The organism is Kyrpidia sp., from assembly GCF_023512215.1.
GTDB classification, from domain to species: domain Bacteria; phylum Bacillota; class Bacilli; order Kyrpidiales; family Kyrpidiaceae; genus Kyrpidia; species Kyrpidia spormannii.
Genome location: NZ_JAILZZ010000019.1, coordinates 17,501 through 39,381, shown reverse-complemented (window position 1 = coordinate 39,381; position 21,881 = coordinate 17,501). Strand labels below are relative to the sequence as shown.

At 60.6% G+C, this 21,881-nt stretch carries 22 protein-coding genes; 2 read left to right on the top strand and 20 right to left on the bottom strand.

The window, feature by feature from the left end; genetic code table 11:
- Positions 1-407 precede the first annotated feature (407 nt).
- The 12 genes from K6T64_RS08770 to K6T64_RS08715 form a co-directional block, all read right to left on the bottom strand.
- On the bottom strand, positions 408-623 hold the full coding sequence (locus K6T64_RS08770; protein ID WP_288009650.1) for a hypothetical protein: 216 nt from the start codon (positions 621-623) through the stop codon (positions 408-410).
- A complete protein-coding gene (locus K6T64_RS08765) occupies positions 620-1,606 on the bottom strand; it encodes a Gfo/Idh/MocA family protein (protein ID WP_288009649.1) in 987 nt (328 codons plus the stop codon). The genes K6T64_RS08770 and K6T64_RS08765 overlap by 4 nt, the downstream gene beginning before the upstream one ends.
- Positions 1,603-2,622, bottom strand: coding sequence for a Gfo/Idh/MocA family protein (locus tag K6T64_RS08760; protein ID WP_288009648.1), 1,020 nt, complete (start codon positions 2,620-2,622; stop codon positions 1,603-1,605). Before K6T64_RS08760 ends, K6T64_RS08765 begins: the two co-directional genes overlap by 4 nt.
- Positions 2,623-2,743: 121 nt before the next feature.
- The gene (gene hisIE / locus K6T64_RS08755; RefSeq protein ID WP_288009646.1) at positions 2,744-3,451 is read right to left on the bottom strand and encodes a bifunctional phosphoribosyl-AMP cyclohydrolase/phosphoribosyl-ATP diphosphatase HisIE; all 708 of its coding nucleotides are present in this window, start codon (positions 3,449-3,451) and stop codon (positions 2,744-2,746) included.
- Positions 3,448-4,209, bottom strand: a complete 762-nt coding sequence (hisF, locus tag K6T64_RS08750) for an imidazole glycerol phosphate synthase subunit HisF (protein WP_013076129.1) — start codon at positions 4,207-4,209, stop codon at positions 3,448-3,450. Before hisF ends, hisIE begins: the two co-directional genes overlap by 4 nt.
- Positions 4,203-5,048, bottom strand: a complete 846-nt coding sequence (gene hisA, locus K6T64_RS08745; RefSeq protein WP_100669117.1) for a 1-(5-phosphoribosyl)-5-[(5-phosphoribosylamino)methylideneamino]imidazole-4-carboxamide isomerase — start codon at positions 5,046-5,048, stop codon at positions 4,203-4,205. The genes hisF and hisA overlap by 7 nt, the downstream gene beginning before the upstream one ends.
- Positions 5,045-5,671 carry an imidazole glycerol phosphate synthase subunit HisH gene (hisH, locus tag K6T64_RS08740; protein WP_100666802.1) on the bottom strand — a complete coding sequence of 209 codons (627 nt, stop codon included), beginning with the start codon at positions 5,669-5,671 and terminating at the stop codon, positions 5,045-5,047. Before hisH ends, hisA begins: the two co-directional genes overlap by 4 nt.
- A gap of 4 nt (positions 5,672-5,675) precedes the next feature.
- Positions 5,676-6,260 carry an imidazoleglycerol-phosphate dehydratase HisB gene (gene hisB / locus K6T64_RS08735; RefSeq protein WP_170084870.1) on the bottom strand — a complete coding sequence of 195 codons (585 nt, stop codon included), beginning with the start codon at positions 6,258-6,260 and terminating at the stop codon, positions 5,676-5,678.
- On the bottom strand, positions 6,244-7,530 hold the full coding sequence (hisD, locus tag K6T64_RS08730) for a histidinol dehydrogenase (RefSeq protein WP_052300613.1): 1,287 nt from the start codon (positions 7,528-7,530) through the stop codon (positions 6,244-6,246). The genes hisB and hisD overlap by 17 nt, the downstream gene beginning before the upstream one ends.
- Positions 7,531-7,532: 2 nt before the next feature.
- Positions 7,533-8,168 carry an ATP phosphoribosyltransferase gene (gene hisG / locus K6T64_RS08725; protein WP_100666800.1) on the bottom strand — a complete coding sequence of 212 codons (636 nt, stop codon included), beginning with the start codon at positions 8,166-8,168 and terminating at the stop codon, positions 7,533-7,535.
- On the bottom strand, positions 8,165-9,430 hold the full coding sequence (hisZ, locus tag K6T64_RS08720) for an ATP phosphoribosyltransferase regulatory subunit (RefSeq protein WP_288009641.1): 1,266 nt from the start codon (positions 9,428-9,430) through the stop codon (positions 8,165-8,167). Before hisZ ends, hisG begins: the two co-directional genes overlap by 4 nt.
- 180 nt (positions 9,431-9,610) lie before the next feature.
- Positions 9,611-9,781 carry a hypothetical protein gene (locus tag K6T64_RS08715; RefSeq protein WP_157935344.1) on the bottom strand — a complete coding sequence of 57 codons (171 nt, stop codon included), beginning with the start codon at positions 9,779-9,781 and terminating at the stop codon, positions 9,611-9,613.
- Between the two features lie 166 nt (positions 9,782-9,947).
- Between K6T64_RS08715 and K6T64_RS08710 the strand changes: the two genes are divergently transcribed.
- Complete coding sequence (locus K6T64_RS08710) at positions 9,948-10,424, top strand: flavin reductase family protein (RefSeq protein ID WP_288009635.1); 477 nt, start codon at positions 9,948-9,950, stop codon at positions 10,422-10,424.
- Positions 10,425-10,542: 118 nt separating this feature from the next.
- On the opposite strand, the gene K6T64_RS08705 is transcribed toward K6T64_RS08710, so the two are convergent.
- From K6T64_RS08705 to uvrB, 4 genes are all read right to left on the bottom strand, one after another.
- Positions 10,543-11,979: a peptidoglycan DD-metalloendopeptidase family protein gene (locus tag K6T64_RS08705; protein WP_288009634.1), complete on the bottom strand. Its 1,437-nt coding sequence runs from the start codon at positions 11,977-11,979 to the stop codon at positions 10,543-10,545.
- Between the two features lie 177 nt (positions 11,980-12,156).
- Positions 12,157-12,498, bottom strand: coding sequence for a phage holin family protein (locus K6T64_RS08700; protein ID WP_288009633.1), 342 nt, complete (start codon positions 12,496-12,498; stop codon positions 12,157-12,159).
- Between the two features lie 20 nt (positions 12,499-12,518).
- Entirely contained in the window at positions 12,519-15,401 is a 2,883-nt protein-coding gene (gene uvrA, locus K6T64_RS08695; protein ID WP_288009632.1) for an excinuclease ABC subunit UvrA, read from the bottom strand.
- Positions 15,402-15,461: 60 nt separating this feature from the next.
- Positions 15,462-17,441: an excinuclease ABC subunit UvrB gene (gene uvrB, locus K6T64_RS08690; protein WP_100666795.1), complete on the bottom strand. Its 1,980-nt coding sequence runs from the start codon at positions 17,439-17,441 to the stop codon at positions 15,462-15,464.
- Between the two features lie 180 nt (positions 17,442-17,621).
- On the opposite strand from uvrB, the gene K6T64_RS08685 reads away from it, so the two are divergent.
- Positions 17,622-17,879 carry a small acid-soluble spore protein Tlp gene (locus tag K6T64_RS08685; RefSeq protein WP_100666794.1) on the top strand — a complete coding sequence of 86 codons (258 nt, stop codon included), beginning with the start codon at positions 17,622-17,624 and terminating at the stop codon, positions 17,877-17,879.
- 64 nt (positions 17,880-17,943) lie between these two features.
- Here the strand turns inward: K6T64_RS08685 and rnz are convergent, their stop codons facing one another.
- The 4 genes from rnz to K6T64_RS08665 form a co-directional block, all read right to left on the bottom strand.
- Positions 17,944-18,867 carry a ribonuclease Z gene (gene rnz / locus K6T64_RS08680; RefSeq protein WP_170086758.1) on the bottom strand — a complete coding sequence of 308 codons (924 nt, stop codon included), beginning with the start codon at positions 18,865-18,867 and terminating at the stop codon, positions 17,944-17,946.
- A 111-nt stretch (positions 18,868-18,978) separates the two neighbouring features.
- Positions 18,979-19,779, bottom strand: coding sequence for an OmpA family protein (locus tag K6T64_RS08675; RefSeq protein WP_197945540.1), 801 nt, complete (start codon positions 19,777-19,779; stop codon positions 18,979-18,981).
- Positions 19,766-20,557, bottom strand: coding sequence for a flagellar motor protein (locus K6T64_RS08670; protein ID WP_100666792.1), 792 nt, complete (start codon positions 20,555-20,557; stop codon positions 19,766-19,768). The genes K6T64_RS08675 and K6T64_RS08670 overlap by 14 nt, the downstream gene beginning before the upstream one ends.
- Positions 20,557-21,804 (bottom strand): PDZ domain-containing protein, encoded by a 1,248-nt coding sequence (locus tag K6T64_RS08665; protein ID WP_288009629.1) that lies wholly within the window; start codon positions 21,802-21,804, stop codon positions 20,557-20,559. Before K6T64_RS08665 ends, K6T64_RS08670 begins: the two co-directional genes overlap by 1 nt.
- Positions 21,805-21,881 lie beyond the last annotated feature (77 nt).

Below are 21,881 nucleotides of genomic sequence, written 5' to 3'. Positions count from 1 at the left end.
GGAGTTCAGCCCTTTCGCCCGATGGTTAGGGGGCTCGGACAGACGGTTTATTCCGTCTCTGCCTCAGTACGAAGGATTACCTCGGTAGTTCCCTCTCCGCATAATTGCGGTGCTCCATCTTCATTTCGATGTGCCAGCAGTTTCGAGCCGTACAGACGCGGGTTCCTATGGTGAGTCGGCATAGCTGTCTTTTAAGGCGGCCCGACTACTTCCCTAACCGCTTCTCAGGTCCGGTTTTCGCCGTCTTTACCGGGCTTCGCACGGGAATCGCTGTCACCGTATCGTCCTGTCCCGCACGCCGGAGTCTCAGCCCCACGCCGCTAACCTTCGGCGTGCACGGGAGTTTCACCCGTCAAGTCGGAAGCACAGTTCGCTGGTTTTGCCAGCGCCCGCTTTTGCCTAGGTTTTCACCCTAGGATTGTGCGGGAACAGCGCGCACCCTTCGTCTGTTCTCGGCGCACCCGCCACAACTCGTCCAACCGCTCGTTCAGCTTCTTCCACCTTCGCGACGGCAACCACACCTCCGACCCGTGTTCTCTCACCACCCGAACGGACTTCCTCTTGCACCGGTCCCGAAGGGACTTCACTTCGTCAATCCTGCGGTCCAGAATCTTCCCTGTCACAGGGCGACCTCCCGCCCGATCCGGGCGGACCGATACGCCGCTTCCACCACCCGCTCCACCGCCCACCCGTCCTCCGCCGGGGCCAAAGGGCTCTCCGGTGGCATGCGACCGGCCCGCACCGCCTCGACAAAAGCCTCTACCATACATATATAGGGGTCATCCCCGTAGATCCGCCGATGCACCCCCTGTTCCCCATACTCCTTGACAAACTCGGAAAAGGCGTCCATCTCCGCCGTGCCCTTTTCCCCCACGAAGCGAAGCTGAAGCCCGCCCCAGGTGGGATATGACGCCGGCCTGGACCAGCTGGGATCGAGCCCGGCGATCCATCCCCTTGAAAATCTCAACTGCAAATGAGCGGCGTCCTCCACTTCAATGTCCGGATGGAAAAGGGTGGCGGACCGCGCGAACACAGACTTGACCTCATCCCCGGTCATCCAGCGCAATAAATCGATCAGGTGGACGGCGTGGTCCCAAATCGCACCGCCTCCAAACCCCTTCTGGGCGAACCAACCCCCGGGCATTTTTCCGCAATTGGCCCCCACCGCAGCGACAAGGGCCCCGAGAGCTCCATTGTTCATCAGAGTTTTCAAGCGAAGGGCCGCCGGGCTGAAGCGAACGGCGAAGGCCACCGCCAGGACCCGCCCCAGCCGCTGGGCCCGGGCCACCAGATCCCGGGCCCGGCTCGCCGCCCCAGCCAAGGGCTTCTCGCACAGGACGTGTTTCCCCGCCTGCAGGGCGGCCAACACCACGGGGTAATGGCGACTGTTCTCCGCCGCCACCACCACGCCATCGCACCGCTCCAGCAGGCGATCGAGATCCGCCTCAAAGAGCACCCCGTGACGTTCCGCCAGATCCCGGCCGCGGTGAAGGACGTGATCCCAGATCCCCACCAACTCCGCCCCGGGAAGCTGCCGAAGGGTGGAGACGTAGGTGTCCGCATGAACATGGGCCCCGGACAAAACGGCCATCCGCACGGGATTCATGAGACCACCTCTTTCGGGGATACCGGCCGCCGGCTTTCCGCGGAACGAAGGGCGGCCCAGGCCACGGCCGCCGATTCCAATGCCGCTTCCCAGGTCACCGGAGGTGCTTCGTTCCGGCGCAGGCTGTCGAAAAAAGCTTCGAGCTCCCGCTGATACGGGGTCTTCCCCAGGGGCAGCCGGAAAGCCCCGGCCGCCGCCCCGTCATCCCCCCGGGTCCACACCCGCAGGGGCACCGCAGCCGCACTGCTGTACTGGAGCAGGTACCCCTTCCCCGCCAGCTCGAATTCCATGGTGAGGCCAGGGGCATCCAGCCAGCTCCCTTCGATGTGAGAGAGACTTCCATTGTCGTGCACCAAAGTTGTGAGGGCGTACCGTCCCCCCGCCGCCGTCCGGCAGAACACCTCCCGCACCGGCCCCAGGGTCCAGCGGCAGAAATCAAAATCGTGGATGGATAAATCCAGCACTACGCCTCCGCTCTTCCCCACGTCCCCGTACCAGTCGTCTTCCCCCGCCGGCATCGAAGACCGCCGGGCGGCCCCGGCCACCCCTTTCGCGCCCCGGGCCAGGGCAATTCGGTGTAACTGTTGATACTCTGGAAAAAATCTCAACACGTGGCCGACCATCAACTGAACCCCCGCCCGCTTGATGGCATCCCGGATCGCCGGAACCTGTTCCGGGCGACGGACCAAAGGCTTTTCCAAAAAGATGTGCTTGCCGCACTCCGCCGCCAGCTGAACCGCCTCCAGGTGCAGGTGGGTCGGAAGACAAATGTCCACCACGTGGACATCTTTGCGCGTCACCAAAGGCTTCATCTCATCGTATCGGGGCGCCGGCCAGACTCCCGGCACCGGTCGGCGGGTGTAGATGCCCACCACCCGCACGCCTTGGATCTGGCGAAGCGCCTCCACATGAACCCGCCCCATGGTTCCATACCCCAAAACGGCCACCCCGAGCACAAGGATCCCCCTTCGGGTCGACGTGCGGCCGTTTTCATCTCCGGCCGCCCTTTTCCCCATGCATATTCGCCCGGGAAGGCAACTAGAAGTCAGCCAAAGCAATCGGCAGCGGCCCGGCCTGCGCGCGGACATCCGGCAGTCGCCAAATCGGCCGGGCCACCTGCAAAAAAAAAAAGGCGGGCTACTGATCCCGCCGCTTGAATCCCGGTCCTTTCCTGGGGCTGACATCCTTGACCAAGTGGCGCCCCTGCAGTTCCCCCCACACTTCCTCGGGTTGCAGCCCGACCTGGCGCCACAACACCATCAGGTGATACAACAGATCTGCCGACTCGTAGCGCACCTCCGCCAAATCCGGCTCCCCGGTCTTTCCCTTGGCCGCCACGATGGTCTCCGTGGCCTCTTCGCCGATCTTTTTGAGAATCTTGTCCAACCCTTGCTCGAACAAATAGGTTGTATACGACCCTTCCGGACGGGTGCGGTACCGCTCGTCGATGGTCTCCCAGAGTTCAGCCAAGACCGTCTGCGGCGGCCCCCCCGGCGACCTGTCCGCCCCCTCCTCCTCGTCCGGCTCCCCGAGGCTTCGGTAAAAACAGGTCCGCTCCCCGGTATGACAGGCGGGGCCGGCAGGTTCAACCCGCACCAACAGGGCATCCCCGTCGCAGTCCACCCGCACCTCCACCACCCGCTGGGTGTTGCCCGAAGTTTCCCCTTTGTGCCACAGGACAGCCCGGGAGCGACTCCAAAACCAAGTCTCCCTCTCCACCAAGGTGCGCTCCAGGGCCTCCCGATTCATATACGCCACCGTCAGGACCTCCCCGGTCCGGGCGTCTTGGACCACCGCCGGGATCAGCCCTTTTTCATCGAAGGACAGCGCCTCGGGATCGATCAACGCACCGGCACCCCCTTCTGCCTCAGGTAGCGCTTTACTTCTTGAATTGTCGTCTCCTTAAAATGAAAAATTGACGCGGCTAGGGCTGCGTCCGCTTTCCCCTTTGTGAACACCTCATAAAAATGCTCCTTTTTCCCCGCTCCTCCCGATGCAATAACGGGAATGTTCACCGATTCGCTGATCACCCGGGTAAAGGTCAGGTCATACCCGTCCTTCCGTCCGTCCTGATCAAAACTGGTCAACAAAATCTCCCCCGCCCCGAGATTTTCCATTTTTTTCGCCCACTCAACGGCAGAAAGACCGGTTCGGGTCCGCCCCCCGTTGATCAGAACCTCCCAATCCCCTTTTTGCCCGTCGTATTTTCCATCGATGGCCACGACGATGCACTGCTGCCCGTAGCGCTTGGCCGCTTCCAACACCAGCTGCGGGTGTTTCACAGCGCCGGTATTGATCGACACTTTGTCCGCCCCGGCCTTGAGCAGCACCCGAATGTCGTCCACGGATGTGATCCCTCCACCCACGGTGAGGGGAATAAACACCTCGGCCGCCGTCCGGGCCACCACATCCACCATCGTGGCGCGCCCTTCCACCGAAGCGGAAATGTCCAGCAGCACCAGTTCATCCGCCCCGGATTCATCGTAATACCGGGCCAACTCCACCGGATCTCCGGCATCCCGCTCGTTCGTCAAAAAGCTGACGTTCTTGACCACCCGACCGTTCTTTACGTCAAAACAAGGAACAATGCGCCGGGTCAGCATACCCGTCCCCCCTCTCCGCCGTACCGAACACCTTCACTGCCATCCTCGGCTGGGGAGGGCTCGTCCCACTCGTCCTCCATTTCGTGGTCCGTCGGACCGGACCGAAGCCAGGCCGTGGCCTCTTTCAGAGAGAGATCCCCGGTATACAAGGCCCGGCCCGCCACCGCTCCCGCCACCCCGCGGTGCCGCAGAGCGTAGAGCCGTTGAATGTCCCCGAGATGCCGCACGCCCCCCGAGGCAATCACGAGCAGTCCCGTCTCTTCCGCCAACTCCGCCGCCGCCCTGCCATTGGGCCCGGCCATAGCCCCGTCCCGGCGGATGTCGGTGAACAGCGCTCTTCGCGCACCCCATTCTTTCAGGCGCCGGCCCAACTCCACCGCCGCCACCCCGGTGTTCTGCAGCCAGCCCCTCACCGCCACCTTCCCGTCCCGGGCGTCCAGCCCCACCACAATGCGCTCCCCGTATTCGGCCAGCACCTCTTTCATCCAGACCGGATTCTCCAGCGCCGCGGTGCCGAGCACACACCGGGCCACCCCGAGGGAGAATAAGGCCCGCAGGCTCTCGCCGTCCCGGATGCCGCCTCCGACCTGGACAGACAGGCCCGCGGCCTCCACCATCCGCCCGATCAGCGGAAGGTGCATCGGATGGCCCTCCTTCGCACCATCCAGATCCACGACGTGCAGCCACCCGGCCCCCTCGTCCCGCCACCGCCGGGCCACCGCCACCGGGTCGTCGCCGTACACCGTCATTTGCCCGTAATCCCCGTAGCGCAGTCGCACCGCCCGGCCATCCGAGAGGTCGATGGCCGGATACAACTGGAATTCCGCCGACTCCGTCACGCCTGCCCCACCCTTTCGCCGCACAGATCTGCGAAGTTCCTCAACATCCGCAGCCCGATATCGCTGCTCTTCTCCGGGTGAAACTGCATCCCCATCACTTGATCCTTGGCCACAATGGCCGGAACTTGCACGTGGTAGTCAGTATCTGCCACCACCACCCCGGGATCCTGGGGCTCCGCATAATACGAATGAACAAAATACACAAAATCGCCATTTTTCACCCCGTCCACCAGAGGGTGGTCCGGCCGGCGAATCGTCAAATCGTTCCAGCCCATGTGGGGAATTTTAAAATCCCCCTGAAAGCGCCGCACTTTTCCCGGAATCAGATGCAGCCCCACGTGACGGCCGTGCTCCTCGCTTTCCGAAAACAGCAACTGCATCCCCAGACAAATGCCGAGCAGCGGGCGTCCCTCTTTCACCACCCGCCGAATCGCGTCCAACATCCCGAGGTGCCGAAGATTAAACATCGCATCGCCAAAGGCGCCGACGCCGGGCAGCACCACACCGTCCGCCTCGACCACCGCCCGGGGATCCGAGGTGACCCGGGCCTCGACCCCAACTTTGGCAAACCCTTTGGCCACACTGTGCAAATTCCCCATGCCATAATCGATAACGGCGATCATCTTTTTATAACACCCCTTTCGTCGACGGGACTTCCATCGGCCCGTCCAGGAGCACCGCTTCCCGCAAGGCGCCGGCAAAGGCCTTGAACAGACCTTCCACCATATGGTGGGCATTGCGCCCGTACAAAACCTCCAAATGCAGCGTCACCCCGGCGTGGTGAGCGAAAGCCCGGAAAAACTCCTCCACCAGTTCCACGGAAAAAATCCCCACGCGCTCCATCGGAAAATCCGCCCGGAACACCAACATCCCCCGGCCGCTGACATCCACCACCGCCCGGGCCAGTGTCTCGTCCATCGGGGCATAGCGGGTGCCGTACCGCCGAATCCCCCGCTTATCTCCCACCGCCCGGGCGAAAGCCTCCCCCAGGCAAATCCCGATATCTTCCACCGTATGATGATCGTCCACTTCCGTGTCCCCGGTGGCCTGGACCGTCAAATCGAACCGTCCATGTTTCGCAAAAAGATCCAACATATGTTTCAAAAAAGGCACCGGCAGCTCAAGACTCCGCCGGCCCTCACCGTCCAAATCCAGCGTCAGCCGGATGTCCGTCTCCCCCGTGGTCCGATGGATCTCACCGCGCCGCGCCATCTCGGCCCCTCCCTCCCCGCTCCATGCGAGCTTCCACGGCTTGGGCGTGGGCCTCCAGCCCCTCCGCCCGGGCGAAAAGGGCGATCCTCGCCGCCTGGGTCCGCAGGGCCGCCTCGCTGTACTGAATGACGCTCATCCGCGTGACAAAATCGTCCACCGATAAGGGTGAGGCAAAACGGGCCGACCCGCCGGTGGGCAGGACGTGGTTCGGCCCCGCAAAATAATCCCCCACCGGCTCCGGACTCCAGGGGCCGAGAAACACCGCCCCCGCCGATTCGATCATCCCGAGCCAGCGGTGGGGATCCGCTACCATCAACTCGAGATGCTCCGGGGCCACCAGGTTGGCCACGGCCACCGCCTCCTCGATGCTGTCCACCAGGAGAATCCCCCCTTGCTGTTCCATGGACTGCCGGGCGATGTCCCGGCGGGGAAGCTTGGCGAGCCGGCGCTCCACCGCTTTCATCACGCCCTGGGCCAAGGTTTTCGAGGGCGTGACCAGCACCGCGCTGGCCATCGGATCGTGTTCCGCCTGGGACAATAGGTCCGCCGCCGTCCACTCGGGGTCGGCAGCTTCATCAGCCACGATCAGAATCTCGCTGGGCCCGGCCATCATGTCAATGCCCACCCGTCCGAACACCGCCGACTTGGCCAGGGCCACATAAAGGTTGCCGGGTCCGACGATCTTATCCACCGCCCGGATGGTCTCCGTGCCAAAAGCCAGGGCCGCCACCGCCTGAGCCCCGCCGATCCGGTACACTTCCCGGACCCCCAGTTCCCGGAGGGCCACCAGCACCCCGGGATTCCACTGCCCCTCCGGCGTCGGCGTCACCACGGCCACTTCTTTCACCCCGGCCACCTGGGCGGGGATGACGTTCATCAACACCGAGGAGGGATAGGCGGCCCGGCCACCGGGCACATAAACCCCCACCCGGCGAATCGGCCGCACCACCTGACCGAGAAAACGCCCATCCTCTTCGGACATGAACCAGGAACTGCGCCGCTGATGTTCGTGAAACCGCCGGATGTTTCCGATCGCTTCCCGGATCACCGCCCGAAATTCGTCGGTCACCTTCGCTTCCGCCGCCTCAAACCACGCCTCGGGCATCCGCAGATCCCCGAGTTCCATGCGGTCAAAAGTTTTCGTATAACTCCGCACGGCCTCATCGCCGCCTTCCCGGACGGCGGCAATGATTTCCTCCACCACCCGCCGCTCTTCCTCGAAGCGGAATCCTCGGCGCCGTCGGGATAAAAACGACTCGACATCCCACATATTCAACACGAATCCCCCCCGCCAACAACCCTCTGAAGCGCTTGGGTCACCCGATCGATGGCTTCCCCTTTGAGGCGAAAACTCATGCGGTTCGCCACCATCCGCGTCGTAATGGGCGCGATCACCTCGTGAATCACCAGCCCGTTCTCTTTCAAGGTGCGCCCCGTCTCCACCAAATCCACAATGGCGTCAGCCAGCCCGACCAAGGGCGCCAATTCCACCGAGCCATTGAGGTACACCACCTCGACCTGCTTACCCTGGTCGCGAAAGTAATCCGCCGCAATGTGCGGATATTTGCTGGCCACCCGGTGAGTCCGCCACACCAGATCCGGCAGCCCACACAGGCACATGCGGCAACGGCCAATGCCGAGATCGAGAAGCTCGTACAAATTTCGCCGAGCCTCCAACAGCACATCTTTCCCGACAACTCCCAGATCCGCGGCACCGTATTCCACATAGGTCGGCACATCCACAGGTTTCGCGAGAATAAACTGAAGCCGTCCGTCTGCGCTCGGGAGGATCAGCTTTCGGGATTCATCCAGATCCTCGGGAACCTCCAGACCCGCCCGGCGGAACAGGGCAACCGTCTGCGGCAGAATCCGCCCCTTGGATAAGGCAATGGTAAGAGGTTCCATCATCGCAAAGCTCCCTCCCGCTGACCGGATCGTCGCCATTCTTCAAACCAGCCGGCCATCTCTGCGCTTCCGGACGTCCCTCCGCCATCCAACCAGAACACCGGCTCACCGTCCGCATCCCGTCCTTGCAAGCTACCAGCTTGTCCCTCCCCGCTGCCGGCCGGGTGACATTCCAACGCCACGTTCCGGCCCTTCTCCCGAAGCCAGAGAGCAAAAGCCACGGCCTCCTGGCGACGCTGAGGCACATAGTGAATCCGGGGCACCACCACCGGCGGGCTCGGCGCCTCCCGCTCCAGGGCATCCAACACTCGTTCCACGCCGATCATAAACCCCGTCGCCGGACTGCGCCGCCCGAACCGTTCCAATAACTCGTCATAACGCCCTCCGGCGCACACCGGAAAGCCGACTCCGGAGGCGTATCCCTCAAAGATCATGCCCGTATAATAGGATAAATCCAGCATCAGACTGAGGTCGATCTGAACCCGGTGGCTCACCCCGTACAAGCCGATGATTCCCCATAATTCCCACATCCTGTCCAGGGATCGCCTGGCCCTTGGGTGGGTGGTGAGGGCTCGGGCCCGCTCCACCACTTCAGGACCCCCCCGCAATCCGGGGACAGCCCGGAGCGTTTCCCGATTCGCTTCCGGCAAGTCCGCGTCCTCCAACTCTTGCTCGAATCCGACAAAATCTTGCTTCACCAAATGGCTTCGGAGCCGCTCCGCCAGAGGCTCCCCGGCGTGCTCAGCGAACAAACCCTCCAAAAACCCCACGTCCCCCACCGCCAACCGAAACACCCGAACCCCGGCTTCCTCCAGGGTCCGGACCGCCAAGGCGATCACCTCCGCGTCCGCGTCGACGGATCCGTCCCCGATCAACTCGATCCCGGCCTGGGTGAACTCCGCATCCCGACCCGCCACCCGCTCCTGCCTGCGAAAAATGGCAGCCGTATAAGACAGGCGAATGGGCAAGGGCTCGGCCGCCAATTCCGAGGCCACCACCCGGGCGATGGGAGCCGTCATGTCCGGGCGCAGGACCACCGTCCGGCCCGAACGGTCGATCATCTTGAACACCCGGTCTTCTCCGCTGCGGAGCGCCCCGTTCTGAAACGTTTCCAAGAACTCCATCGTCGGGGTGATCAGTTCCTGGTATCCCCAGCGGCGGAACACCCGCTGGCAAGTCGCCTCCAACTCCCGTTTTCGCCGTGCCCAGGGAGGCAGATAGTCTTTCACACCGTGCGGTTTTTCAAAAATCAAGGGTTTGTCCACTCTGTTCACCTCAGCCTTTTCGGTCAGGCCAACCGGACAAAAGGACACTCGTATCGTACCCGGCATCCCAGACACTGTCAATCCAAACGGCCTTTCTTTCATGATACACCAAAATCGCCCGGGGACAGCTGCCTCCCAGCTTCCCCGATCGATTTCCTGAATCCGCTTAGCCTGTCGGTTCTAGTCCGAGCCGCGCACAAAAAGATAGGCAACCAATCCAAGAGGACCGAGAATGAGGACGATCAGCGACCACAAACACCCGAGATTGCGGCCCCGGCGTTTCGAGGCATCGGCGAAAACCCACCACATCGCCAGAAATCCGATAATCCAACTGGCGAATACCACCCACATGGCAACTCACCCCTGTCCATCTGGCCCACCGGACCATAGCCCTGTTTTTATCGCCTATATATGCTGAGAGGAAGCCGATGGCCACAGAAATCGGTGGTGGGAGCCCGAGGTTTTTTGTACAATAAAAAACGGAGTCGAGATCATGTCGAAAAAAGGAGTGATACTCATGGACGAACAAGCCAAAAAAACAGCACTGCGCGGCATTACATATGGACTCTACGTCATTGGTACCAAAGTGGGCGACGATGTGAATGCTTTTACCGCCAACTGGGTGACCCAAACTTCCTTCAATCCGCCCTTGGTGGTAGTGGCTGCGAAAAAGGGGACCACCTCCTGTGATGGTATCAAATCCAGCGGCGTGTTCTCTGTCAATGTTCTTGAAACCGGACAAAAGGATCTGGCTTTCGCCTTTTTCAAACCGGTTTCCCGGGTGGGGAACAAGTTTGGGGACATCGAATTCTACACGGAACAAACGGGCAGCCCGATCCTCAAGGACGCCCTCTCCTGGTTCGAGTGCAAAGTGGTGGATGTCAATGAGCGGGGCGACCACACCATTTTCGTCGGCGAAGTGGTGAATGCGGGGGTTCATCGGCAGGGCGACCCAATGACCTTACGGGAGACCGGCCTCAACTACGGCGGCTAGAGCCATCAGCGTCAAAACGGTCACGCCCCCGGGTGCACGTTCTCCCGGGGGCGTTCGTTGTCCATCCCATGCGCCGGGGAATTAAGAGCCGCCGCCACGTGGCCCGCCACAGGCCTGATCAACTGTACGGCATCGGATTGACCACATGACCACCCACGTGAACCTCGTAGTGCAAGTGTGGCCCTGTGGCTTCGCCGGTGGCGCCGACATGTCCAATCACTTGACCCTGGGCCACCGCCTGACCCGGGGACACCAGCACTTGGGACATGTGTCCATAGATCGTCACCACGCCGTTGCCATGATCGATCCTCACACAATTGCCGTAACCGCCTGAATCCCATCCGGCAAAAATCACCCGACCTCCATTACTGGCATAAACCGGCGCCCCATATGGAGCGGCAATATCCACCCCGGGGTGGGATTCGCGTCCCCGCCATTCCCCGTAGGGCGAGCTGATGAGGTGCGCGGTGGTCGGCCAGATCCAGTTCGGCCCGGCATATCCCGCCGCCGGCCCGGTCCCCCGGGCCACAATCTGATCCACTTTATCTTGAAGCACTTGCTCGCTTAAAACCTCTTCCCGCACGGGGCGTCCGTTCTCGTAGTGAATGCGGACCGTCTGCTGCTTCCGCCCTTCCGCCCCATCCCGGATCACCTTCGATTGGCCGGTGGGCATGGACGAGTCATCCTGATACTGAACATCGTAGGGAATGGCCACCTCCCGGGTGACCGTCTGCACCGCTTCCACGTGCACGTAAGGTTGCACAGCGTTGAGGTTAAGCGTATCCCCTTCTTGAATCTCGTCCGGGTTCGCCAATTGCGGATTGGCAGCCTGCAGTTGGTCCACGGTGGTGTTATGGGCCGCCGCAATGGTCCACAACGTATCTCCCCTAGATACCAGATAATGCTTTTGCACGTTCGTCCCCTGTTGGAGAATCTGCACCGCTTCATCGACCGTTCGCACCGTGGCGCCGTTCCATCGATCGACCGGGCCAAAGTCTACCCTTTCCCGAAAAGCCACCTGATCCACGTGGCCACCTGGAGGGGTATACAGGGCTTTCACCCTCTCGATCGCCGCCTTGGCGTCGTCTTCTGTGGCCACTGCCACCACCGGCTTCCCATTGACATAAACGGCGTACACTTTTGGCACTGCCGGGGAAGCCGCCAGGGATCGCCAAAACTGCTCGACCGTCGACGCCGGCAAAGCCATATGTACTGTTCGCACATCCACTTGGGCTTCTGGTCCCAAACGGTTCCTCAGCCGATCCACGCTATGTATGTCCGGCGTCACCCCGACATAAATCCCGTTTACATAAACCATGTAAGCGAGCGGAGCTCGATTGATGTGAGATTGGACCACCGCCACACCCACCGCCGCTACGGGCACCATCGCCGAGAGGACCACCACCGTCCGCCCGCTCAACTGCCGGCGGAACTCCCCCACCACCGATCGGAATCTCAGACGGGAACGTAAGCCGATCCATTCCTCTTGGACATAGTTTCGACAACTTTCGACAAACTCTCGCCATGTTGTGCTTCTCTCTTCTTTTCCCGGCATCAAACCCCTCCCCCGCGCACACACACAACGACATTAAGAATTCGACATCCTTCGCGAAATTCCTCCCCCACTGCATAAAAAATCCCCCTTTGGAGGGAGGAGCAGTGATACCGTGTCAATGATACGCCTCTATTGTATTCAGAATCCCGTTTCTTGATGAATCTCCTCGGATTAAGGCTACAGAATGCTGATCACTTTATTGACAATAAAACTCACCACGGTGACCAAAAGACTGCCGAGAATGGCGGCACCCAAAGTGCGGACTTCAAACCCTTGTACTAAATTCCCCACAAGGTAAAACAGGAAACCGTTAATCACAAAGGTAAATAACCCCAAAGTTACGATGTTCAAGGGGAGGGTGAAAAAAATCAGAATCGGGCGGATGAGGGTATTCACAATACCGAGGATCAAGGCGGCGATCACCGCCGACCCAAACCCTCGGACGTGAATGCCATCGATCCACCGGGCAGCCAGGAGCAAAGCCAGCGCATTAACAAGGAGAGAAACGATCCAACGCATGGGACACCCCCTTTCTCCAATCACCCTGTGGAAGGCACGGCCACACTCGGGCGGCCGCGACGGCCCGCTGACCGTTTGCGGTCCCGTTCAAGAATGGGACCCAGGAATCGGCCGGTGTGGGACGCCGGATTGGCCGCCACGTCTTCGGGAGCACCTGTGGCGATCACCTGGCCACCGCCATCCCCGCCCTCCGGGCCGAGGTCGATGAGATAATCGGCGGTTTTGATGACGTCGAGGTTGTGCTCGATGACAATGACCGTATCCCCAGCCTCCACCAGTCGTTGGAGGACATCCAAGAGTTTCCGAATATCGGCGGCGTGAAGGCCTGTGGTGGGCTCGTCGAGAATATAGACGGTTTTCCCGTTACTCCGGCGGTGCAATTCCGAAGCCAACTTGATCCGCTGGGCCTCGCCACCGGACAGCGTGGTAGCCGGTTGCCCCAGTCGCATGTAACCGAGGCCCACATCGGACAAAGTCTGCAGCTTCCGCGCGATCCGGGGGACAGCCTTAAAGAACTCCGCCGCATCTTCCACAGTCATGTCAAGAACTTCAGCGATATTCTTCCCTTTATAACGGACCTCCAGGGTCTCCCGGTTGTACCGCCGCCCTTTGCACACCTCGCAGGGGACATAGACGTCGGGGAGAAAGTGCATCTCAATCTTAATGATGCCGTCACCCCGGCAGGCCTCGCACCGTCCACCCTTGATGTTAAAGCTGAAGCGCCCCTTCTTGTACCCGCGCATCCGCGCCTCGGGCGTCCCGGCGAAGACCTCGCGGATATCGTCGAACACCCCGGTATACGTGGCGGGGTTCGAACGGGGCGTCCGGCCGATGGGGGATTGATCCACATCAATCACCTTATCTACGTATTCAAGGCCGCGGATTTCCCGATGCTCCCCCGGCCGCACCCGGGCGCCATTGCACTGGGACGCCAAGGCCTTATAGAGAATCTCGTTGACCAACGTACTTTTGCCGGATCCAGACACTCCGGTCACACAGGTAAAAAGACCGACGGGAAACTTCACGTCGATCCCTTTGAGGTTGTGCTCCGAAGCCCCCACCACTTCTATCCATCGGTCGCCGGGCTTTCTTCGCTCCGCAGGGAGGGGGATAAACTCCCGGCCGCTCAGGTAACGGCCTGTCACCGATTGGACGTTCGCCATGACTTCCCGGGGCGTCCCCGCGGCCACCACCTCGCCGCCGTGCACCCCGGCGCCCGGCCCGATATCGATGATGTAATCCGCAGCCAACATCGTCTCCTCGTCGTGTTCCACGACGATCAGCGTATTTCCCAGATCCCTCATCCGCTCCAGGGTGCGGATCAACCGCTCGTTATCCCTCTGATGGAGGCCGATGGAGGGCTCGTCGAGAATATACAGCACCCCGGTCAGACCGGATCCAATCTGGGTCGCTAAGCGAATGCGCTGGGCCTCGCCGCCGGACAGACTCCCTGCCGGCCGGTCCAGGGTGAGATAATCCAAGCCCACATCCCGGAGAAAACCGAGTCTGGCCCGAATCTCTTTGAGCACTTGCCTGGCAATGTGCGCTTGCTTGGGGGTGAGCGACAAGTTTTCGAAGAAAGCGAGGGCTTCCGTCACCGACAGCGCCGTCACCTCGGCGATATTTTTCCCGCCAAGCTTAACAGCCAAAGCTTCGGGTCGCAACCGCCGCCCTTGGCATGCAGGACAAGGCTTTGTACTCATAAATTCCTCAATGAACTCCCGTACGTGTTCCGATCCCGTCTCCCGATACCGCCGTTCGAGATTGGGAATGACCCCCTCAAAATACACTTCTGCAGTCCGCATGTGGCCAAAATCGTTCTCATACGAAAACCGGATTCTCTCCCCCGGCGCCCCGTACAGCAACTTCTCCACCAGTTCTGGATCCAAATTTTCCACAGGAACGTCCGGATCCACGCCAAAGGCTTTGCATGCGGCTTCCAGCAGTTGTGGATAATAATTCGACGTACTTCCCACCCAAGGCACAATCGCGCCTTCGGCGATGCTGCGGGTGCGGTCCGGGATCACCAACTCCGGGTCGATCTCCATGTTCGTGCCAAGACCCGTACACGCTTCGCATGCCCCGTACGGACTGTTAAACGAAAACATCCTCGGGCTCAGCTCCCCGACGCTGATCCCGCAATCCGGGCAGGCGAGATTCTGGCTGAATAACCATTCTTCCCCATCGATCACAGACACGGTCACCAGGCCCCCGGCCCGATCCAAAGCCGTTTCGATGGAATCTGCCAACCGCTGCTCAATGTCGGGCTTGACAATAATGCGATCCACCACCACATCCACCCGGTGCTTGCGGTTTTTCTCCAGGCGGATGGGTTCTGTCAACTCCCGGATCCTCCCGTCTACCCGCACGCGCACAAAGCCCTGTTTCGCCAAATCCTCAAAAAGCTTCACATGTTCCCCTTTGCGCCCCCGGACCACCGGGGCGAGAATCTGAATCCTCGTGCGCTCAGGCAGTGTCATGATGCGGTCCACCATCTGTTCCACCGTTTGAGAAGTGATGGGACGACCGCACTTGGGACAGTGAGGCTCCCCGGCCCGGGCGTACAGGAGCCGCAAATAATCGTAAATCTCCGTCACCGTCCCCACCGTGGACCGTGGATTTCGGCTGGTGGTTTTCTGATCGATGGAGATGGCCGGGGACAATCCGTCAATACTGTCCACATCGGGTTTGTCCATCTGACCCAAAAACTGGCGCGCATAGGCGGACAGCGACTCCACGTAGCGCCGCTGCCCTTCGGCATAGATAGTATCGAAAGCCAAAGAGGATTTCCCCGATCCGCTCAATCCGGTCAATACCACGAACTTCTCCCGGGGTATCGTCACATCGATATTTTTTAAGTTGTGCACTCGCGCGCCTTTGATCACAATCGCTTCCTGCGGCATGCCCTTTGAGTCACCTCGTCCCTTCGACACACTGATTGATTTCCCGGGAAATATGTCGAACTAAGACGCCGACAATTCGACAATTAAATCCCGAAGTTCCGCTGCCCGTTCGAATTCCAGGGCTTTTGCCGCCTCTTTCATCTCTTTTTCCAATCTGCGGATCAGGTCGGCTCGTTCCCGTTTGGACAGTTTCTGGGCTTTTGGCACCACTTCATAAACGGCAGGTTCTTCCGCCGCCTTGGTCGCCTCGATGATGTCCCGAACCGCCTTGCGCACCGTCTGTGGCGTTATCCCGTGTTCCTGATTGTACCGCATTTGTTTGGCCCGTCTGCGTTCCGTTTCGCGGATGGCCGCCGCCATGGAATCGGTGATGGTATCGGCGTACATGATGACGTGGCCGTCGGCGTTTCTGGCCGCCCGGCCGATGGTCTGGATCAGAGAACGCTCGGCCCGCAAAAAACCTTCCTTGTCCGCGTCGAGAATTGCCACCAGCGAAACTTCCGGAAGATCGAGACCTTCCCGGAGAAGGTTGATCCCCACCAGCACGTCGAAGACGCCGAGGCGCAAATCCCGGAGCAACGCCATCCGTTCAATTGTTTTAATATCCGAGTGTAAATATCGGACCTTGAAACCTAACTCTTTGAGATAATCGGTCAGATCCTCCGCCATGCGCTTGGTCAGGGTGGTCACCAGCACCCGCTCGTCCCGGTTGACCCGTTTTCGGATCTCACCCACCAAGTCATCGATCTGGCCCTGGATCGGACGGACTTCCACCTTTGGATCCAATAGCCCGGTGGGACGAATGATTTGTTCCACCACCTGTTCGCTATGTTCAAGTTCATAGGGACCCGGCGTGGCCGAAACGTAGATAACCTGGTGCACCTTTTTCTCAAATTCCTCAAAGGTCAACGGGCGGTTGTCCGCCGCCGAAGGCAGGCGAAATCCGTGCTCAATCAACGTATCCTTTCGGGTTTTGTCCCCTCCGTACATCCCGTGGATCTGGGGCAATGTCACGTGGGATTCGTCGATCAGCAGCAGGAAATCGTCAGGAAAATAGTCGAACAGCGTATTCGGGGGGCTCCCCGCCGGCCTCCCCTCCAAATGCCGAGAATAGTTTTCGATGCCAGGACAAAAACCGAGTTCCTGCATCATCTCGAGATCGTAATTGGTGCGTTGCTCAAGCCGCTGAGCCTCCAGCAACTTTCCTTGACTGCGAAGCACCTCCAGTCGTTCCGCCAATTCGACGCGAATATCCCGGATCGCCCGCTCCAGGCGCTCCCGGGACGTGACAAAGTGAGAAGCCGGAAACACCGCCACGTGCTCCCGCTGCCCGACCACCTCGCCGGTGAGGACGTCCACCTCGGTGATCCGGTCAATCTCATCTCCAAACAGTTCCACCCGAACGGCCTGCTCACTCCGGGATGCGGGAAAAATCTCAATCACATCGCCACGAACTCGAAAGGTCCCGCGGACGAAATTGATATCGTTTCGTTCGTACTGCATGTCCACCAAACGGCGCAGGATCTCCCGGCGGCTTTTCTCCATGCCCACCCTGAGGGACAAAACATGGGTCCGATATTCGTCGGGATTTCCCAACCCATAGATACAGGAGACGCTGGCGACGATGATCACGTCCGACCGCTCAAATAAAGCGCTGGTGGCAGAATGGCGGAGTTTGTCAATCTCGTCGTTAATCTTGGCGTCTTTTTCGATATAGGTATCCGTATGCGGAATGTACGCTTCAGGCTGATAGTAATCATAGTAACTCACGAAATACTCGACGGCGTTATTCGGAAAAAACGCCTTGAATTCCGCAGCCAATTGGGCCGCCAAAGTCTTGTTGTGGGCGATTACCAAAGTCGGCTTATTCACTTGGGCGATGACATTGGCCATCGTATAGGTCTTGCCGGAACCCGTGACCCCCAGCAGCGTTTGATGTCGGTAACCCCGGCGGACCCCTTCGGTCAGCCGGGCGATCGCCTCGGGTTGATCTCCCCTCGGCTCATAATCAGAAACCAATTGAAACCGTCCCGCCGTCATGGACACTCCCCCTCGGCCGGCATCGGCGGCTTTCCCCACTCTCTTTATTATAATACGTCCAGGATCCAGGCGCGACCGTTCCCACAAACAAATGTACGCGAGCCCTCGGGTATGAGCCACCGCCGTTCTCGGCATTCTAACATTGCGAAAGCCCGATCTTAGATACAGGAGGCGGTCTCGATGGAGCGGCAGGACCCAAAACCGGACAACCGTGCGGACAACAGCGCGCGTAACATGGAAATTGCCAGGGAAACCAAAGAAAACCTGTTAGAAGCCGAAGATTATTTAGCGGAGCGGGGGGATTCCCTGAGCGAGGAAGAGCGCCGAAACATCGTCAACAAAAACCGGCGCCGCATGGAAAGTATCCGGGCCCATATGGAGGAAGCCATGGACGAGCTGGACGAGATCGGCGAGAACGCCAATCGGTTAGAAGATTAATTCCCACCCCCCCCCCGGAGAAGCCGGGGGGCTTTTTCCCTGCAGATCTCTACCGCCCCGGGCCCTAGGGATGCGGATCACAACGGAACGAGCTCCCGTCGATTGCCATCTCTGTGGCCGGGAACACTGCCCGGGCTTCTGCCAGGAGTTCCAGTTCCCGGCCGGCGTAACGGGGGCTCAGGTGGGTGATCACCAACTTCCCCGCCTTGGCTCGCCGGGCTAGATCGGCCGCCTCCGCCGCGGTGGAATGTCGGCTCCTGCGCGCGAGGGGCTCATCCCGGCTAAGAAATGTCGCCTCGTGCACGAGCAGATCCGCTCCCTCGGCCAAAGTCAGAGCCCCTGTACACGGCTCGGTGTCGCCCAGCAGGACCACCCGTCGACCAGGGCGGGGCGGATCGGTGACATCCCGGCCCGCCACTTTGCGCCCGCCCGGAAGCACCACCGTCTCGCCCCGTTTGAGCCGGGCATAGGCAGGCCCCGGTTCCACCCCCAACGCCAAGGCTTTTTCCGGGTGAAAGCGCCCGGGCTGCGGGGGTTCCTCCACCCGGAACCCGAGGGATTCCACCGAATGGCACAACTTCCCGCACCTGACCGTCCAGCCGCATGCAAAGGTTCGAGCCCAGCCGTCGCCGATCTCTTCCACCTCCAGTGCAAACCCGAGGTGGGTATCGGTAAACTGGAAGACACTCTCCAAATATCCCCGAAGCCCGGAAGGTCCGAAAATCGCCAGGGGGGAGGTCAGTCCCAGAAGGGAGCGGCTTGCCAGGAGGCCGGGCAAACCAAACACATGGTCGCCGTGCAGATGGGTGATAAAAACCGCCTCCAGGCGATTCCATTTAAAGGGCGACTCCGCCATTCGATGCTGGGTCCCCTCGCCGCAATCGAATAGCCACCACCGTCCGGTCCGGGGCTGCCTCAGCCCCACCGCCGACACATTCCTCTCTTTGCTCGGCGCACCGGCCCCCGTTCCTAAAAAATATAGCTCGATTCCAACTCCCTCCGATCCGCGGCAGGCTTTTTTCTAGTTTGTCCCAGTCCACCAGCCATCCGCCGTCGAGCCGTGATTTCCGCAGCCCGATACAATCGGCCAATTCCCATCTCAAGGGCCGGACAGATTAGGCGCCTGATCTGCAGGTCCGTTGATTGCGCTCGTGCGTTCAATGGTGATGTTCACCCGTCGGTTCAACGCCTGCCCCTCGGGATTGTCGTTTGAAGCCACCGGTCTCCACTCTCCGTACCCCGTGGCGGACAGGCGCTTCGGATCAATGCCCTTGGCCTGCAGGTACTCTAGCACCGTTAGCGCCCGAGCCGTGGACAACTCCCAGTTCGACGGAAACTGGGCGGTATGGATCGGACGATTGTCCGTATGCCCCTCGATCTCCAGAGGATTGCCCACCTGGGCGAGAAACGGGAGAAGGCCGTCCAACAACTTGCGGGCCTCGGGCTTGAGATCCGCCTTTCCCGTATCGAACAGGATGACGTCTCTCAGACTAATGAGCAGCCCTTTGGGTTTGTCCTCCACCACCACTTGGCCGGCGACGCCCTGTTTCTGAATGAACGACTGCAGCTGGAGCTTGATCTGGGCCAACTGGCGCTCTTCCGCCACCTGCTCCGGCGTTTTTAGAAAATCTGGCGCTGGAGGAACCTGCCCGGGCGGACCCGCCGACGGTTGGGCCGCGATGAGTCCGGTGGTGCCAAGCCCCTTGAGCTGCACCTGGTTCTGGTTATACAGCGCTTGGGACAACGAGGCGGAAAGATTGACGAATTTATACATGTCTACCTTCGACATGGTGTACATGATCACGAAAAAAATCATCAACAAGGTGATCAAATCGGAGTATGTGATCAACCAGCGTTCCTGGTTGATCTTTTCAGCCTCAGGCCGCCTACGCCGCCTCACGACTGTCGCCCTTCCTCTCCTCGACTTCGCGCCATTTCGGCGGTAAGAAAGCCTTCAATTTCTGGCCGAGCAAAGTCGGATTCTCTCCGGCCTGAATCGAGAGCACCCCTTCGATAATCAACTCCCGGATCATGATTTCTTCTTCACTGCGCAGTTTCAGTTTGGTTGCGATGGGAAAATAGATCAAGTTGGCCGATGCCACGCCGTACAAGGTAGCAATAAAAGCGGTGGCGATAAGGGGTCCGAGGGACTGTACATCGCTCAAATTGCTGAGAACGTGGACCAATCCCATCACCGTGCCGAGGATGCCCATGGTCGGCGCGTATCCGCCGGCGGACTCGAAAATCGCTACCCCTTGGCGGTGGCGATTTTCCAGAAACTGAACATCGGTCTCGAGCATGGTGCGCACCAACTCCGGATCAACCCCGTCGACGATCAATTGAATGCCTTGTTTCATAAAAGGATCCTCGAACTCCTCAATTCGTTCTTCCAAAGCCAGCAGCCCTTCTTTGCGGGCGGTGCCGGCCAACTCCACCAGATCGCGGATCAACCGGTGCGGGTCTTTCGTCTTTCCAAAAAAGGCCACTTTCAATAAAGCCGGGATGGCCCGGATCTGGTCCCGGGACAAGCCCACCACCGTCGCGGCGAAAGTGCCGCCAAAAACAATGAGGGCCGCCGTGCCCTGAAAGAGTGCATAGATGTCTCCCCCTTCGAGCACAAAGGCGGTCACCAATGCGCCGATACCGGCGATCATACCGAATACCGATGCAAAATCCATCACCCTTCACCCCTAACCGGTTCTTTCCTGGTCGATCGCCCGCGGAGGAACCCGCTCAATATCGAAAAAGTACGGCCGAGAACGGTCAGAACCTGCGCCTCCACTTCTTCCTCACCCGGAGAGGCGACCACCCCCAGAAGATGCGGTTCGCCTTCATAACGGCTGCGGGAGCAGATCCGCACATCCCCGGCGGGATCCCGCACTTCCATGCGCACAAAGGCCGGCTGAAGGCGGATCGCCTCATACAAAGAGGTCAAAGAATGAACCTCCCGCCCGTTGACCTCCGTCACCGTGTCCCCGGGCCGAAGTCCAAGAGCCGCCGCTGGGGAGCCGGGCACCACAGCCAACACCCGGATCCCGCCCGGCCCTTGGGCAAAGCGGGGCGACCCCGACCACTCCCGCCGGAAACTCCACAAGCTGATCCACTCCCGGGCAACCGGGGCAAAAAGGGCGGCCACCCAGGCGAGGGCGGAACGTTCCCGCGCCACCCAAGCGAGGGCCAGGAGGATGCACCCGAATAACGCGATCATCCCTGCACTGGCCAGGGCTCGCTCCCGAGGTAACCGGGCCACCGCCGCCGTTTCAAAGCCGACCGTGATGGGAACTGGCGCAAGGCCGCCAGGAAGAATCGCACCCGCCGGCCAAGAAAGGAAGGAGGCTGTCGTCACCGCAGGCATCACCCAAAATTGCTGCAGGAGGTACCCTCCCACAGCTCCGCCCCGGCGTCCGGGCAAGCGCGCGGGGATGGCCCATGAGTGGCCGATCACCGCCACGAGCGCACCTTCCACCACCCCGAAAACCCCGGCCGCCCCCAGCATCGAGGGAACATCGAGATGAGTCAAGCCCGCCCAAAACTCCGCCCATCCTGTTGGAATCCATCCTTGGGGGAACCATCTGGCCGCCAGGCTCGCCAAGCTGACAACCCCCGCCCCATAGGCGAAAGTCATCCACCGACTGCGCACCCATCCCAAAACCAGGGTGACGGCAGCTGCCCATGCCATGCCCGGCCCCTCCCCGGCGAGCCCCAGGACCCACAGCACCGTTGAGGCCACGAATCCACCGGCCATCCCCAGGACCAGGGACATCACCCACCGGATCGACGCCGGGTGCATCCTGACCCCGTGCAACCGCCGTTCCACCCGGACCTGGGCCAAGTACCTGAAAAGGACCGTCAGGGCGGCCAACCACGCGAAAGGTTCCGCCCACACCGCGACAACCGCCGGAACCACTGCGCCCCAACCGGCCATGGTTTCATCCCCCCGAAAACAAGAAACCCCACAGATTCCTCTGCAGGGTATAACTTCGACACCGGATCCTCCGATCC

Bases quoted from the DNA above. Each gene is read 5' to 3' on its own strand.
- K6T64_RS08765 (WP_288009649.1), bottom strand. From the start codon at position 1,606: ATGAATCCCGTGCGGATGGCCGTTTTGTCCGGGGCCCATGTTCATGCG.
- K6T64_RS08760 (WP_288009648.1), bottom strand. From the start codon at position 2,622: ATGGGGAAAAGGGCGGCCGGAGATGAAAACGGCCGCACGTCGACCCGA.
- hisF (WP_013076129.1), bottom strand. From the start codon at position 4,209: ATGCTGACCCGGCGCATTGTTCCTTGTTTTGACGTAAAGAACGGTCGG.
- hisH (WP_100666802.1), bottom strand. From the start codon at position 5,671: ATGATCGCCGTTATCGATTATGGCATGGGGAATTTGCACAGTGTGGCC.
- hisB (WP_170084870.1), bottom strand. From the start codon at position 6,260: ATGGCGCGGCGCGGTGAGATCCATCGGACCACGGGGGAGACGGACATC.
- hisD (WP_052300613.1), bottom strand. From the start codon at position 7,530: ATGTGGGATGTCGAGTCGTTTTTATCCCGACGGCGCCGAGGATTCCGC.
- hisG (WP_100666800.1), bottom strand. From the start codon at position 8,168: ATGATGGAACCTCTTACCATTGCCTTATCCAAGGGGCGGATTCTGCCG.
- K6T64_RS08715 (WP_157935344.1), bottom strand. From the start codon at position 9,781: ATGTGGGTGGTATTCGCCAGTTGGATTATCGGATTTCTGGCGATGTGG.
- K6T64_RS08710 (WP_288009635.1), top strand. From the start codon at position 9,948: ATGGACGAACAAGCCAAAAAAACAGCACTGCGCGGCATTACATATGGA.
- K6T64_RS08705 (WP_288009634.1), bottom strand. From the start codon at position 11,979: ATGCCGGGAAAAGAAGAGAGAAGCACAACATGGCGAGAGTTTGTCGAA.
- K6T64_RS08700 (WP_288009633.1), bottom strand. From the start codon at position 12,498: ATGCGTTGGATCGTTTCTCTCCTTGTTAATGCGCTGGCTTTGCTCCTG.
- uvrA (WP_288009632.1), bottom strand. From the start codon at position 15,401: ATGCCGCAGGAAGCGATTGTGATCAAAGGCGCGCGAGTGCACAACTTA.
- uvrB (WP_100666795.1), bottom strand. From the start codon at position 17,441: ATGACGGCGGGACGGTTTCAATTGGTTTCTGATTATGAGCCGAGGGGA.
- K6T64_RS08685 (WP_100666794.1), top strand. From the start codon at position 17,622: ATGGAGCGGCAGGACCCAAAACCGGACAACCGTGCGGACAACAGCGCG.
- K6T64_RS08670 (WP_100666792.1), bottom strand. From the start codon at position 20,557: ATGGATTTTGCATCGGTATTCGGTATGATCGCCGGTATCGGCGCATTG.
- K6T64_RS08665 (WP_288009629.1), bottom strand. From the start codon at position 21,804: ATGGCCGGTTGGGGCGCAGTGGTTCCGGCGGTTGTCGCGGTGTGGGCG.